This window comes from Kaistella sp. CFF1-2, from assembly GCF_059509915.1.
The window spans coordinates 23,108-38,701 of sequence record NZ_JCAKLF010000005.1 but is presented as its reverse complement, the minus strand read 5'-3'; the positions used below and the strand labels follow the sequence as shown (position 1 = coordinate 38,701).

Sequence of the window (15,594 nt, the reverse complement as noted above, 5' to 3'; positions counted from 1 at the left end):
AATGAATCCATTTATTGAAGAACTAAAATGGCGCGGGTTATTCGCCGATATGATGCCAGGAACAGACGAACTTTTGAATAAAGAAATGACAACAGCGTATATTGGTTTCGACCCAACGGCTGATTCTTTACACATCGGAAGTTTGATTCCTATTAAGATTTTGGCTCATTTCCAAATGCACGGACACAAGCCAATGGCTTTGGTGGGCGGTGCAACTGGATTTATCGGTGATCCTTCAGGAAAATCTTCAGAACGTAATTTGTTGAATGAAGAAACGCTAAATCATTATGTGAATTGTCTTCAAAACCAATTGGCTCGTTTCTTAGATTTTGAAGGTGAAGGCCCTAACAAAGCCGAATTGGTGAATAATTACGATTGGATGAAAGATGTTTCTTTCTTAGATTTCGCAAGAAATGTTGGGAAATACATCACCGTAAATTATATGATGGCGAAAGACTCCGTTAAGAAGCGTTTTTCGGGTGAAGATGGAGTTGATGGAATGAGCTTTACCGAATTTACGTATCAACTTTTGCAAGGTTATGACTACGCACATTTGTATAAAACACGTAATGTGAAGTTGCAAATGGGAGGTTCGGATCAATGGGGAAATATCACCACAGGTACGGAATTGATTAGAAAAACCGTTCAAGGTGAAGCATTTGCATTAACGGTTCCTTTGATTACAAAAGCGGATGGTTCCAAATTCGGGAAGTCGGAAAGTGGTGAAAATTATTGGTTAGATGCGAAAAGAACATCCCCGTACAAATTCTATCAATTTTGGTTGAACTCTACGGACGCTGATGCAGAGCGATTCATTAAATTCTACACATTCTTGTCGAAAGAAGATATTGAACAACGTGTTGCCGAGCATCAATTGGCGCCTCATGAACGTACTCTTCAGAAGAAATTAGCAGAAGAAGTAACGGTTTGGGTTCACGGTCGTGAAGAATATGAAAAAGCGGTAAAAGCTTCTGAAATCTTGTTCGGAAAGTCAACAGCAGAAGATTTAGTGTCTTTGGATGAAGAGCTTTTCTTAGAAATTTTTGATGGCGTTCCACAAAAAGAAGTTGCTAAAGCGGATCTTTTAAATTCAGGAATTGTTGATTTGTTATCTGAGAAATCAGGTTTCTTGAAATCCAAATCAGAAGCAACTCGAGAATTGAAAGGAAATGCAATTTCAGTCAATAAAGAAAAAGTAACGGAAGCCTATGAAGTTGCTGAAAAAGACCTAATTGACGGAAAATTCTTGTTGCTACAAAAAGGTAAAAAATCGTATTTCATCGTAAAAGCAATTTAGTTTTTAGAAAATTCGATTCTAATATAATCTAAGCTTCTCATTTTGGGAAGCTTTTTTCATGAAAAAAAGTATCTTCGCTCGATAAACACAAGTATGCATCCATTTTCTATAGAATTTCATTTTAGCGACCTACTTATTTTCAAGATACTAGCGGCAATTTTGGCTTTGTTCGTCGTGGCTGCGTGGTTTTATTACAACAAACATGTGCAAATTATAAAGCGCATTATCGTTGGGATTATCGGCGGTGTCGCTTCGTATTTCGTTGTGATGCTGTTTTTTGGCGTAATACAATCGTTTTACACAACCGTTTCGGATAACCTTAGTTCAGACGTAACTCGAGCAACCATTGAAAAATACGATGTATCGACAAGTTCGTATCGCAGTTCAAAATCAAGGATGGGGAGTTCCAAAAAGCTTCGTAATACCTTCTATAAACCACTTTTAAAAGTGGAAGTAAATGGAAAAGTAGAGCGGGGATTTGGTGATGTTTCCTTTAGTAAAAACAATTTGCTTCCCGTAGGAACTCAAGTTGATATTATTAAAGACGGCAAAGAATTTAGAATGATTTCACCTTTAAAAACATTCGCTTTTGTCATGAATGTCGTGGTACTTATTTTTCTATTGATGTTCTATTTTTTGTTTTTCACCTATGCAAAATACGGCAGTTTTGAAGGCGTATTTCCAATTCTGGGATTGGTTTTTATTTTTGCACTCTTTCCGATTGCGTTTTGTGTTCTGATTTTTATTTTCCTCAGTTTCGGATACGAATATTTTATACTTCATGAACGAAATATAAGTCTAAAAGCCGCTATTTTTTTTACGGCAATGGGCGTTTTCTTACTTTTATGTTTGTACGGTTACATCAAACATTTCTTTGAAGATGATAAAAAAGGAAAGAAAAAGAGAATGAGAAATCGAACGAAGAAAGTCAAGAAATTTAAAACAGATTCTTGAGTTTTTGTTGAATTTCAACTTTAAATTTAGTTGAATTCTAATTTTCCGAAACGCTTTTTTTGATTCGATACTAACTAAAAAAGTATCTTTGTGGTATGGATTTACAATACCTTGTTCGCGAGCCGGAAACAATTACATCCGATACCCGCATTTTATTTTTACTTCACGGTTTTGGCAGCAACGAAGAAGATTTGTTTTCGTTTGTTCCCACTTTGCCCGAAGATTGGATTGTAGTGAGTTTTCGTGCACCTCGAAAGTCCGATTACGAAGGCTATGCGTGGTATGATATCGACTTTATGAACGAAGAAAAATTCGTTGATGTTCCGCAAGCAGTAGAATCGTTAAATGGGATTTTGAAGTCCATTCAAGAGGTAAAAGCTCGTTACGGATTAAATGAGTCCAAAGTCCATTTGGGTGGATTTAGTCAAGGTGGCGTTTTGTCGTATGCTTTGGCGCTTACGTATCCCGAATTGTTTGATAAAGTCGCTTGTATGAGCGCTTATCCCGAGAAAAAGCTTTTGGTGAATATGGTTCAGGATAATAAAAAATTGCATCATCTTCGCTTTTTTATTTCGCATGGAACAGAAGACGCTGTGGTTCCTCTAGATTGGGGTAGAAAAGCGGCTGAATTGCTTTATGATTTAGGATGTTTTTTCTCGTTTAGAGAATACATGAATGGTCATGGTGTCAACCAGAAAAATTACATCGATTTAATGGAATTTTACAAAAGCTAAGTCAATTTTTCACATTTGCACAGTCTTTGCTCACTAGATTTCATCGATTTTCTATGAATACCAATCAACTTCAAAACCTGATACAAGCGGCTCTTGATAAAGATCAGAAAGCCCAAACGCAATTGATTAACCTCTTTTGGGTGGATATTTTTTCCTTTGTGATGAAAAAAGTGGAGGATAAGAATGAGGCCGATGAAATTACAGTCGTTGTTTTTTCCAAAGTTTTATCCAAACTCGATTTATACGATCCCAATCAGTCGTTTCGAAATTGGATTTTAGCCATTGCGCAAAATACCATTATTGATGCGTGGCGTAAGAAATCGCGTGATCAAGAAGATGCTGATGATTTGGAAGATTTTGAAGGTCAATTTGCTATGTCGCCCGAAGAATTATTGATTTCTGTGGAAGAGCAAAAGCAACTCAACGCTATTGTTGAATCCATGGACGAGAATTATAAAGAGATTATTCGACTTCGTTTTTTTGATGAATTAAGTATTAAAGAAATTTCAGAAAAGCTTCAATTGTCCGAGTCTAACACGAAAGTGCGTATCATGAGAGCGAAAAAAGTATTGGCTCAATTGCTTCGAGACCATCAGTTTACAATCGAATAACGAAATCGATTTTGTAGATCGGTTTCATAGCCGATATTTTGTGAAATAATACGTAATTTTACAGGAATTAAGTTTGAGAGAACATGGATAGCTCAGTACAAGAAAATTTAGGACAAGATACCATCACGAACAAACCAAAATGGATTCGCGTAAAACTTCCTACAGGAAAGAATTATCGTGAACTTCGTTCGTTGGTAGATAAATATAAACTCAACACCATTTGTCAGAGTGGAAGTTGCCCAAATATGGGTGAATGTTGGGGCGAAGGGACGGCAACGTTCATGATTTTAGGAAACATCTGTACACGTAGTTGTGGTTTTTGTGGCGTAAAAACAGGAAAACCTTTGGATGTAAACTGGGATGAGCCCGAAAAAGTGGCACGTTCAATTAAATTAATGAAAATCAAACATGCGGTGCTTACTTCGGTAGATCGTGATGATTTGAAAGATATGGGTTCAATTCTTTGGGCAGAGACGGTGAATGCTGTTCGTCGTATTTCCCCAGGAACAACGATGGAAACGTTGATTCCAGATTTTCAAGGAATTACAAAACATATCGATCGTTTGGTTGAAGTAGCTCCAGAAGTGATTTCGCATAATATGGAAACCGTAAAACGATTAACTCGTGAAGTTCGTATTCAAGCGAAATACGAGCGTAGTTTGGAAGTTCTTCGTTATTTGAAAGAAGCGGGACAAATACGTACGAAAACAGGTTTAATGCTTGGTTTGGGCGAAGAAAGAGACGAAATTTTCGAAACGATTCAAGATATCAGCAATGCGAATGTGGATGTAATTACAATTGGGCAGTATTTGCAGCCAACCCGTAATCACCTTCCGGTAAAGCGTTTTGTTACCCCTGAAGAGTTCAAAGAATATGAAGATTTTGCTCGAGGATTAGGCTTCCGACATGTAGAAAGTTCACCGCTAGTACGTTCTTCATACCATGCAGAAAAACATATTCATTAAAATAGCATCGCATCTTTTTTAGATGCGATTTTTTTTAGAAATTTACACAACGAAATCATTACATGAAAGCAGTATTACTTTGTATCGGTGACGAAATCCTTTCTGGAAATACGCTCGATACCAATTCTAATTTTATATCAAATCAATTAAAAGAAATCGGGATTCCTGTGGTTCAGATTTTAACGATTTCAGATCAAGAATCTGAAATTAAAAAAGCCTTGAAAATTGCGTTTGAAAATGCACAAATCGTGATTTCTACAGGTGGTTTAGGTCCAACTCGAGATGACAAAACGATTAATGCGTTAGCTGATTTTTTTGAAGATACGATTGTTCGTGATGCGGATACGCTTATCTATCTAAAAGGATATTTAGAGAGAAGAGGAAGAGGTGATTTGTTTGAAATCAATCAATCTCAAGCAGACGTTTTGTCAACTGCAAAAGTGATTTTAAATCCAAATGGAACAGCTCCGTGTCAAATGGTAGAACGTGAAAATCAAGTTTTTTTCTGCCTTCCAGGAGTTCCTTCCGAAGTAAAACCATTAATAAAAGATCGTATTTTGCCGATTCTAAAAGACAAATTTGCATTGCAATCCATTGTTTCTAGAAGCGTTTCGGTGGTGGGAATTGCAGAAAGTAAATTGGCTCAACAAATAGAATCGTGGGAACTCAAGTTACCAGAATTTATTCAATTATCGTATTTGCCCTTAGGTTCTCGAATTCAACTGAAACTTTCGGCGTTGGGAGATTCTAAAACCGAATTGGAAGAACGTTTGCAGCAAGAGATCGATGCTTTGCAATTGATTATTGGCGATCACATTATTTCAACTTCAGGATACAAAATTCAAGAAATTCTAAAAGATGTTCTACTTAAGAATAAAATGAAAATTTCGGTTGCTGAAAGCTGTACAGGAGGTGGAATTGCTCGTTTGCTTACTTCAGTTCCTGGAAGTTCGGCGTATTTTGCTGGCGGAGTTGTAGTATACCAAACAAATCAAAAAACAACCGTTCTTGAAGTTGATGCGCAACTTATTCAAGAGAAAGGCGTTGTGAGCGAGGAAGTTGCAACGGCGATGACTAAAGGGGTTCAAGATTTATTTCAAACCGAAATTGCCGTGTCAACAACAGGCGTAGCTGGTCCCGGAACCGATGAATTTGATTCGGAAATTGGTCGCGTGTATTATTCGGTTAGAATTAACGATCAAGAAGAAGTTCACACCTTGTTTTTGCCGCATATGGAGCGAGAAGATTTTATGGATTTTGTGTCACAAAAAGTTTTGCAATCCGTTGTGGAAAGGTTTTTGCTTAAGTAAGTTTATAAAAAAATAGAGTTTATAGGTAATATATTTCTTTTTTAAATTGTTTAACAAGTAAGATAAAAATGGTCAATATGAAAAATTTATGGTCAAGTTTAGTTTTGGTGGCTGGCGTTTCGCTTTTTTCAGCTCAACAAACGCGTAATGTAGGAGAATTCAATAGTTTGAAGGTGTACGACCGAATTCCTGTAGAATTGGTACAATCTAGTAAAGCAAAAGTTGAAGTTTTAGGAAGCAACGAAACGGATGTCGAAGTTGTCAATAAAAATGGCGAGTTGAAAATCCGAATGACAGCGTCTAAAATCTTACAAGGATCGGATACTAAAGTGGTTGTTTACTATGAAAATCTAAACGATATCCAAGCAAGTCAAGGTGCTATGATTTCTTCTAATGATAAAGTAAAATCCAGCATGTTGAAATTAACGGCAAACGAAGGTTCTAAAATTAATCTGGAAGTGAACGCTGATCGTTTGAATGCGAAAGGAAATTCGGGCGGTGAAATTTTGGTTAGTGGAAAATCTAAAAGCCAAGATATCGTCATGAATTCTGGCGCTAAGTTTAATGGAAGTCAATTGCAATCATCTAATGCAACGGTTGCATCCAATGCAGGCGGTGAAGTTCAAGTATATGCTTCAGAATCGATTTCGGCAACGACGAGAGCCGGTGGTAGAATTGATGTTTACGGAGATCCAGACGATAGAAATGTGAAAAAAGTGGTGGGTGGAACCATCAATTTTAAATAAGAATTAAATTCAAGTATAAAAGCATCTTTCTCAAGGAAGATGCTTTTTTGTTGATATTATTTCAGTTTTTGGGACTTTCTGAAGAAAAATATTCAGTATATTTAGGCTCCAAAATTAGTTATTAATGAAAAGAGTTACCTTTAATACTTTGGCCGTTGCCAGTGTATTCTTCTTGCATTCATGCGGCACCACGCAGAAAGCAACCCAATCAAATGAAAAAGAAGTGGAAGTGCAAATAATCGAAGATAAGCCTCAAATTAAAGATGAAGGTCTAGATATTTTCTACATGGATAAGTCCGTTCGTCCACAAGACGATTTGTACAATTTTGTGAATGGTGGCTGGATGAAAACCGCTACAATTCCTTCGGATAAAGCAAATTGGGGATCTTTCAATCAATTGAGAGAAACCACCGATTTAAATTCATTGACGATTTTAAATAAAATTTTAGCATCATCGTATCCAAAAGGTTCCGATGGAAGTAAAATTCAGAATGTTTACAACTCGTTTATGGACGTTTCCAAGCGTAATGCGGATGGAATTGCTCCAATTAAAGGAAGTTTGAGCGAGGTTGATAAAATCAAAGATTTGAAATCATTCCAAGCGTATATTAACAAAGCAACATTAACGGGTGATAATCCTTTTTATGGTTGGGGCGTTAGTGCGCACATGAAAGATTCTAAGAATAATGCTGTGTACATGGGCGGTCCAAGCCTTGGAGTTGGAAAAGATTATTATCAAAAAGACACGCCAGAAAACGCAAAAGTTCTTGAAGAATATACGAAATATGTAAGCAATTTGCTTTCTATTATTGGCTATAAAAACTCGGATGCCGTTGCTAAAAACATCGTGGCTTTCGAAAAATCAATGGCGAATACGTTGTTGACGAATGTTGAAGGACGTGATGCGAATTTGCGTTACAACCCAAAAACAATGGCTGACTTGAAAAAAGTATCTAAAAATGTGGATTTACCAGCGTATTTGAAAAACGTGGGTGTTAATACGGATTTAGTTATTGCTTCTGAAAATAAGTATATTACGAATCTGGATCAGTTTATTAATACGAAGAATTTACCTTTAATCAAGGATTATTTGAAGTATAAAGTAATCGCTTCGAATGCTACTACTTTGGATGAAAAACTAGATCAATTAAGTTTTGATTTTTATTCAAAATACCTTCAAGGTCAGCAAGAACAACGCTCTATGGATAAAAGAGGTTTAGAATTGGTAAATCGTGTGATGGGTGAGGCTTTCGGAAAATATTATGTTGAAGAATATTTCCCTGCAGAAGCGAAAAAAGAAATGGAAACTTTGGTTTCGTATGTTTTGAAATCGTTTGATATGCACATTAAAAACCTTTCTTGGATGTCTGATGCGACCAAAGTAAAAGCATTGGATAAATTAAATAAATTCACAGTTAAAATTGCGTATCCAGACAAGTGGAAAGATTATTCTAAATTAGATATTGTAGCTCCCGCAGATGGTGGAACGTTGTATTCGAATAGACAGAATTTATCGAAATGGGGTTATCAGAAATCTTTAGAAAAAGTTGGTAAACCTGTAGACAATTCAGAATGGGGTATGACGCCTCAAACGGTGAATGCGTATTACCGTTCTTCAGCCAACGAAATCGTATTCCCAGCAGCGATTTTACAAGCTCCGTTCTTTAACTTTAAAGCAGATCCTGCGGTTAATTTTGGTGGAATTGGCGCCGTAATCGGTCACGAAATCTCTCACGGCTTCGATGATAGTGGTTCGCGTTTCGATGGTGATGGTAATTTAAATAACTGGTGGACAGAATCGGATCGTACGAATTTTGATATCAAAGTAGGGCAGTTGGCGGCTCAGTATGATGCGTATGAAGTAGCGCCAAACATCCATGTAAACGGGAAATTTACGTCTGGAGAAAACATTGGTGACCTTGGTGGTGCCGCTGTTGCTTTTGATGCGATGAAAATGTACTTGAAAGACAAAGGGAATCCAGGTTTAATCTCGGGTTATACGCAAGATCAGCGTTTCTTTATGAGTTGGGCAACGATTTGGAGAACGTTGGCAACGGAAAAGTATAAGATTAACCAAGTGAAAACCGATCCGCACTCTCCGGGATTGTTTAGAGCCATTGGACCAATCATCAATATTGATGCGTTCCACGAAGCATTCCAAACAAAACCAGGTGATAAAATGTATAAAGCGCCAAACGATCGAATTCGTATGTGGTAAGCAAATAAATACCAAGAAAATCATCCATGAAAATGGGTGATTTTTTTTATTTTTAAACTTTAAATGAAACCAATGGAAATCAAGATTCAACGAAATATTCACGTTCGTTCGCCCAAAACACGAACTTTAGTTGCGGATGCATTTTATCCCGAATCCAAAGAGAAGTTACCTTTAGTGGTCTTTATTCACGGTTACAAAGGATATAAAGATTGGGGCGCCTGGGATTTGGTTGCTAAATCCTTTGCCGAAGCTGGTTTTTATTTTGTGAAATTCAATTTTTCACACAACGGAATGAGTTTGGAGAATCAAACGGATTTTGATGATTTAGAAGCGTTTGCGGAGAATAATTATTCCAAAGAAATGGCTGATGTAAAAGCAATTCTAGCGTATTTCATGCAACAATCTGAAGTTAACGCCTCCGAAATTAATTTAATTGGACATAGTCGTGGTGGTGGAATTGCAATTATTGAAGCGTTCGAAAATGAATCTATCCATCATTTAATTACCTGGGGCGGGGTGGAAACCTTAGATCGTTTTCCGAAGGATGATGCTTTTAAAGAATGGGAAGAGAGTGGAGTTTATTCGGTTGTTAATGGACGAACTGGACAAAAAATGCCGCATCATTTTCAGTGGTATGAAGATTTTAGTGAAAACCGTTCGCGCTTTGATGTGGAGTCGTCTTTTGAATTACTTAAGGCATTACCGTTGATTATACATGGTACAAATGACGAAGCCGTTTCGGTTCAAGCGGCGCATACTTTAGATCAATGGAATCCCAAATCGGAGTTGTTTTTAATTGAAAATGCAAACCATACTTTTGGTGCGAAAGAACCATGGGATGAAAATTTTTTGCCAGAACACTTGAAAATTGCCGTTGAAAAATCGATTGAATTTTTGAAATCATAAACTTATATAAAAATGAGCAATACTTGTAGTATAGTTTGAATAGTATCGCATTGATTATCAAATTATTAAAAATGAAATTTTTACTATATTCTCAAATAATTCCGATTTTTTCTAATTTTGAACTATTTCGTCGAAATTTTAATTGAATTTTACAATTGTTTTATTTGAAGTTAATTCTAAAATAATATATGTTATACATTGATAATGAGATTTTAATAAATTTTATTTATAAAATACTTTAACTTATTTAAAACTTACTTATTTTCAATTTTGTTCCCTTCCAAATCAGATTTAAACTGCGTAATCACTTGGATCAATTCATCGAATGTATATGCGGAATTTTCTTCCAACAATTCAAATTCTTGATTGTTAATTCGTAGAACTTTGAATCGTTGCTTGATATACGTTCGAGAATTTTGAGAGTGAACTTCTCGTTCCTTAGTCAACGAATTCAATTCATAAATATCGTTCCATTGAAATTTATGTACACCCAAAACTAATATATCATTAGCGGAAAGTTCTAACAAAGATTTAGATAGAATTTGACGACGTTTTAAAAGGAAATAAAGCGTTATTCCTAAAAAATAAACCAAAGTCCCGATTTGCAACAGAAGTTGTGTTTTTGGATGGATTTCGCCTTTGTCTTTCATGCTATAACCCAGCAACGCCAAACTAATTGGAATTCCTGCAACCAGTAAAACCAAATAATTCTGAAATAGTTTTTGTAACGAATATCGAATGACGACTTTTTCCATAGTCTAAAAATAAAAATTCCCGATGAACTCGGGAATTTTTATTGATTTTATTTAATGATTTTCATCTCATCGAGAAGCCAACGAGAATCGGCATATTTATCAATAATAAACAAAATGTATTTACTGTCAACCATAATGTTTCGGCTGAATCTTGGGTCGAAGTTGATGTCACTCATCGTTCCTTCCCACTGTCTGTCGAAGTTTAATCCGATTAGGTTTCCGTACGCATCCAAAGCCGGACTTCCAGAGTTTCCTCCTGTTGTGTGGTTCGTCGCTGTGAAATTCACAGGAATTTCTCCAGATTTGTCTTTATAGATTCCGTAATTCTTCGTGTTGTACAAGTTGATTAACTTTTTCGGAACATCAAATTCATAATCTCCAGGAATGTATTTCTCCATTACACCTGACAAATTCGTTTGATAACCGTAAGAAACCGCATCACGAGGATTAGAACCTTTCACTTTTCCGTACGTTACTCTCAACGTCGAATTCGCATCCGGGAAAAATTGTCTTTCTTTATCGGTTTCCATTTGTTGCGCCATATACGTTTTTTGCAACGCATCAATCTGATCTTGATACGATGTTACTTTTCCAAGAGTTTTGTCTGTATAGGTCGCTCTAATGTCTTTCCAAAGGTTTACCAATGGGTCTTTTTCAATTGCAGCAAGTAACGCAGGCTGATTTTCAAAAACTTTATCCAAATTAGTTGACGTATTCGCGCCATTTAAAGTTCCTCTTCCTGTAATGAATGAGTTTTTAGACCAATTTTCTAGAACAGTAGCTGTTTTCGCAAGATCTTTATATTGCGCAAATCCAGATGGTAAAAACGCTGCGTCCGATTTGTTCGCGTATAATGACAATACTTGAGCCGTTACTTTTGCATCCAAATCACCTTCGTAATCTTTGTAGATTCCACGAAGTCTATTCTTTAAAGTTTCGATCGCTTTTGGAGTTTGAGTTCCTTTTTTCGCAGCTTCAGCAAAAGTTAAATATAAGTTTGCTAAAGCAAATGTTTCCGAATTTCTTGGAAGTTCCGAGTAATACGCTCTGTTCAAAGCATAAGGCGCTTGAGCTGTATACAACGAATTTAGTTGATCCAAAGTTGCTTTAACTTGTGGATTTTTGCTGCTTAATTTTTGTTCGTATTCTTTTTTCTTACCAACAGCGTTAGATTTCTTCAAACCTTCAACTTCACCAATCCATTTCTTCCAAGAGTTGGCAATTCCCGCATATTTTGACGCATATTTAATACGTGTCGCATTGTCGGTTCTCATTTTTTCATCTAAAACTTTCAACGTAACGTCACGAACAGAAATCATTGCCGGATCAATTTCATTCATGATTTTTTCAACTGCGATTGATGGAAGATATTCCTGAGTTCTTCCTGGAAATCCGAATACAAACGTGAAATCGTCCTCTTTTTTATCTTTGATGGAGATAGGAAGATAATGTTTTGGCGTAAATGGAACGTTGTCTTTAGAATATTCAGCCGGTTTGTTGTCTTTTCCAGCGTAAATTCTGAAAACCGCGAAATCTCCTGTATGTCTTGGCCAAACCCAGTTATCGCTATCCGAACCAAATTTCCCAATGGATTGTGGCGGAGCACCTACCAAACGAACATCTTTGTACGTATCAATCACATAAGCGTAATACTTATTCCCGTAATACATTGGTCTAACAACGATTTTTTGATACGTTTCAATGTTTTGAGCTTTTTTGTAAGCCTCCGTATTTTCGTTGATTTTTGCAGCTAATTCTTTTCCAGTCAGGTTTTGAGTTCCGGCAAGAATTTGTGAAGTCACTTCTTTGATATCAGCGATGAAGTCTACCGTAACTCCAGGATTTGGAAGTTCTTCACCGTTATTTTTTGCCCAAAATCCGTTTGTTAACAAGTCATTTTCAACAGTTGAATGAGATTGAATATTATCATAACCACAATGGTGATTGGTTAATAGTAACCCTTTTGGCGAGATCACCTCAGCTGTACAACCACCATCGAATTGAACCACGGCATCTTTAATACTTGGTTTTTCGGTATTGTAGATATCTTTTGCGGAGATTTTCATCCCCAATTGCTTCATTTCTTTTTCATTAAGTTCCGTAGGAATCCACATTCCTCCGTATTGTTGCGCCATCCCGAAAGAAAAACTTAAGAAAGCCGCCGCAATAAAGACTTGTTTTCTGATCATAATTAAAAAATTTGCCTAAAATTAAGAATAATTGCCCAAATAAGACGGCTGAAAAATGAGGTTTAACGTTTTAAATTAGCATTTCAAAAATTGAAATTACACGCACCTATTTTAACTCGAATGAAAATGCTGTATATCTCTTTCAGAATTTTGTAAAATGAAACATCGTAAAATGACCTAATTTAGTAACAATCAATAAAAGTAAGATTATGGACACGGAAAGATTACACAAGAATGAATATGATACGTACACCATTATGACCAATTTTGCGACGTATGATGATGCGGTAGCCTATGCGAATGAAAACCAAGGAGAATTGATTGAAGTTGGTTTTACAGATGGTTCAGACGCGATGATGGAGAACAACGATGCACATTTAATTGAAAATAAAAAAGCCTTTCGCGTGTCAATTGGACCAGAATATACCGTTCTATATTCCGATTCTGACGGTTTTCAGGAAATGGCAGAAACGATTCTAGAAGAAATGAAGAAGAAAGAAAATGATGTGGCACCAGAAGATTGGATGGCCGACCAAAACATTGCTTCCGGCGATCGAATTATCATTTTGAAAGATGGAGAAATTAATACAGTAACTACTCGCGAACGAATTAAATATTTGATGCGAGGAAATTTATACGAGCTTGGCGTAAAAATCAGCCATTAATTTGAACGAGATTATCCGAAGCGAGCCTAGACAAAGTCTAGGCTCGCTTTTTTATTGTCTATTCTTTACTGAAGTAAATCCAAAAACTGCTGCTCATCCAATACAATGATGGTTCCTATGTCTTGCGCTTTTTTTAGTTTGCTTCCAGCCTTTTCACCAACTACCAAATAGTTCAAGTTTTTAGAAACCGCTGAAATATTTTTTCCGCCGTGTTTTTCTACCATTTCTTCGGCTTGATCTCGAGTGAAAAGCGATAATTTCCCCGTAAATAGGAAGGTTTTATTTTCTAAAACGGTACTTAAAACTTCATTGGTGTTTTCGCCACGTTCCAGTTGTACGCCGTAATTTTTTAAGCGTGAGATAAAAAGTTGATTTTCTTCATTTTGAAAATAAGCGACAATGCTCAACGCAATTTTTTCACCAATATCTTCCACTTGAACAAGTTCTTCAACCGTTGCAGAAGCCAATTCATCAATCGTTCCAAAATTTTTAACCAACTTTTTGGCTACCGTTTCACCAACATGTTTGATTCCGATTCCGTATAAAACCTTTTCAAATGGAATTTCTTTGGATTTTTCAATTCCATCCAAGATATTTTGAGCCGATTTTTCTGCCATTCGATCCAATGGAAGAAGTTGCTCTTTTGTTAAAGCATAAAAATCAGCCGCATTTTCAATTAATTGTACTTTGTAAAGCTGTTCAATCGTTTCGCCACCGAGATTTTCAATATTCAATGCTTTTCGCGAAACGTAATGAATCATTTTTCCAACCACTTGCGGCGGACAATGTGCTTCATTAGGACAAAAATGAATCGCTTGATCTTCAACTTTCACCAATTCAGTTCCGCATTCAGGACAATGGGTAATGTATTTTAAAATTTCACTTTCTGGTGTACGTTTTTCTGTATTTACACCCACAATTTTTGGAATAATTTCGCCGCCTTTTTCAACATAAACGAAATCGTTTTCATGTAAATCCAACTTTCGGATAATATCTTCGTTGTGCAGTGACGCACGTTTTACAATCGTTCCAGCCAATAAAACAGGCTTTAGATTGGCTACAGGAGTTACCGCCCCAGTTCTTCCAACTTGATAGGAAACAGATTGCAATTCGGTTTCTACTTTCTCAGCCTTGAATTTATAGGCCATTGCCCAACGAGGTGACTTTGCGGTATACCCTAATTGCCGTTGTTGCTTTAGCGAATTTACCTTAACTACCATTCCATCAATTTCAAAAGGTAATTGATGGCGATGTTCGTCCCAATACGAGATGAAATCTTTAACTTCTTGAAGCGTTGTACATAATTTCGCTTGATCTTCGGAAACTTTAAAGCCCCAAGATTTGGCTTTTGCTAAAGTCTCCCAATGTGTTTCTGCAGGAAATTCTGAAGCGATGTATTGATATAAAACCGCTGACAAACTACGTTTTCGCACCTCAGCAGAATCTTGCATTTTCAAACTTCCACTTGCGGTATTTCTTGGATTCATGAACGGATCGAGACCTTCCTCTTCACGACTTGCATTGATTTTGTCGAAGTTTTTTCGCGTTAAATAAATTTCACCACGAATGAAAAATTTTTTTGGGAAATCTCCTTTCAATTTCAATGGAACATCCGAAATGGTTCGTACATTATTGGTGATTTCATCGCCTTGAAAACCATCGCCACGTGTGACTGCTTGCGAGATTTGACCATTTTCATATAAAATGGAAATCGAGGCTCCGTCGTATTTCAATTCACAAACGAATTCTACAGGTTCTTCGATGGTTTTACTAATTCGTTTTTCCCAATCTTCTAAATCATCAAAATCATACGAATTGTCTAACGAGTACATTCTGAACTCATGCGAAATGGTTTGGAAATTTTTCGTAATTCCACCACCAACACGCAATGTAGGCGAATTGGGATCATGAAATTCAGGATGTTGAGTTTCCAACTCTTGCAATTCTTTTAGCAAAGCATCAAATTCAAAATCCGATATACTCGGTTCATCCAAGATGTAGTAGTTGTAATTATGCTGATGAAGTTCTTCGCGAAGCGCTTCTATTTTTTGCTGAATCGATTCCGTCATGGATCATATTTTGAACAAAAATACTTATATAATTCAATTAGAAAAAATAGAAGTTTTAATTTATTTGAACGAATTAATAAATCGTAACATATTTTAAATTCCTGAACCATAAATCATTAAATTAGGTGTTTACGTTGGCTTAAAATTCGGTTGATTATTTCGTAAACTTTTCTTA

Annotated in this window: 13 protein-coding genes; 10 read left to right on the top strand and 3 right to left on the bottom strand. The window is 36.3% G+C overall.

Translation table 11 applies throughout. The features are described from left to right. Window position 1: 1 nt before the first annotated feature. The 9 genes from tyrS to AC5XHR_RS12060 all read left to right on the top strand — a co-directional run bounded on the left by tyrS (window position 2) and on the right by AC5XHR_RS12060 (window position 9,741). Entirely contained in the window at window positions 2-1,297 is a 1,296-nt protein-coding gene (gene tyrS, locus AC5XHR_RS12100; protein WP_495951056.1) for a tyrosine--tRNA ligase, read from the top strand. Between the two features lie 93 nt (window positions 1,298-1,390). Further along, complete coding sequence (locus AC5XHR_RS12095; protein WP_495951055.1) at window positions 1,391-2,251, top strand: hypothetical protein; 861 nt, start codon at window positions 1,391-1,393, stop codon at window positions 2,249-2,251. Window positions 2,252-2,346: 95 nt separating this feature from the next. Then, complete coding sequence (locus AC5XHR_RS12090) at window positions 2,347-2,985, top strand: alpha/beta hydrolase (protein WP_495951054.1); 639 nt, start codon at window positions 2,347-2,349, stop codon at window positions 2,983-2,985. A 53-nt stretch (window positions 2,986-3,038) separates the two neighbouring features. After that, window positions 3,039-3,596, top strand: a complete 558-nt coding sequence (locus AC5XHR_RS12085) for an RNA polymerase sigma factor (protein WP_495951053.1) — start codon at window positions 3,039-3,041, stop codon at window positions 3,594-3,596. A gap of 83 nt (window positions 3,597-3,679) precedes the next feature. Next, window positions 3,680-4,561: a lipoyl synthase gene (gene lipA, locus AC5XHR_RS12080; protein WP_495951052.1), complete on the top strand. Its 882-nt coding sequence runs from the start codon at window positions 3,680-3,682 to the stop codon at window positions 4,559-4,561. A 62-nt stretch (window positions 4,562-4,623) separates the two neighbouring features. After that, window positions 4,624-5,871, top strand: a complete 1,248-nt coding sequence (locus AC5XHR_RS12075) for a CinA family nicotinamide mononucleotide deamidase-related protein (protein WP_495951051.1) — start codon at window positions 4,624-4,626, stop codon at window positions 5,869-5,871. A gap of 77 nt (window positions 5,872-5,948) precedes the next feature. Then, window positions 5,949-6,617 carry a head GIN domain-containing protein gene (locus tag AC5XHR_RS12070; protein ID WP_495951050.1) on the top strand — a complete coding sequence of 223 codons (669 nt, stop codon included), beginning with the start codon at window positions 5,949-5,951 and terminating at the stop codon, window positions 6,615-6,617. A gap of 124 nt (window positions 6,618-6,741) precedes the next feature. Continuing rightward, on the top strand, window positions 6,742-8,835 hold the full coding sequence (locus tag AC5XHR_RS12065) for a M13 family metallopeptidase (protein WP_495951049.1): 2,094 nt from the start codon (window positions 6,742-6,744) through the stop codon (window positions 8,833-8,835). Window positions 8,836-8,907: 72 nt separating this feature from the next. Beyond that, window positions 8,908-9,741, top strand: a complete 834-nt coding sequence (locus tag AC5XHR_RS12060; protein WP_495951048.1) for an alpha/beta hydrolase family protein — start codon at window positions 8,908-8,910, stop codon at window positions 9,739-9,741. Window positions 9,742-9,995: 254 nt separating this feature from the next. Here the strand turns inward: AC5XHR_RS12060 and AC5XHR_RS12055 are convergent, their stop codons facing one another. Next, the gene (locus AC5XHR_RS12055; RefSeq protein WP_495951047.1) at window positions 9,996-10,496 is read right to left on the bottom strand and encodes a hypothetical protein; all 501 of its coding nucleotides are present in this window, start codon (window positions 10,494-10,496) and stop codon (window positions 9,996-9,998) included. Window positions 10,497-10,543: 47 nt separating this feature from the next. Further along, window positions 10,544-12,685 (bottom strand): S46 family peptidase, encoded by a 2,142-nt coding sequence (locus AC5XHR_RS12050; protein ID WP_495951046.1) that lies wholly within the window; start codon window positions 12,683-12,685, stop codon window positions 10,544-10,546. Window positions 12,686-12,894: 209 nt separating this feature from the next. On the opposite strand from AC5XHR_RS12050, the gene AC5XHR_RS12045 reads away from it, so the two are divergent. Further along, a complete protein-coding gene (locus AC5XHR_RS12045) occupies window positions 12,895-13,350 on the top strand; it encodes an energy-coupling factor ABC transporter ATP-binding protein (RefSeq protein ID WP_495951045.1) in 456 nt (151 codons plus the stop codon). A 65-nt stretch (window positions 13,351-13,415) separates the two neighbouring features. Here AC5XHR_RS12045 and ligA read toward each other — a convergent pair whose 3' ends face one another. Beyond that, window positions 13,416-15,419, bottom strand: coding sequence for an NAD-dependent DNA ligase LigA (ligA, locus tag AC5XHR_RS12040; RefSeq protein WP_495951044.1), 2,004 nt, complete (start codon window positions 15,417-15,419; stop codon window positions 13,416-13,418). Between the last annotated feature and the right edge of the window lie 175 nt (window positions 15,420-15,594).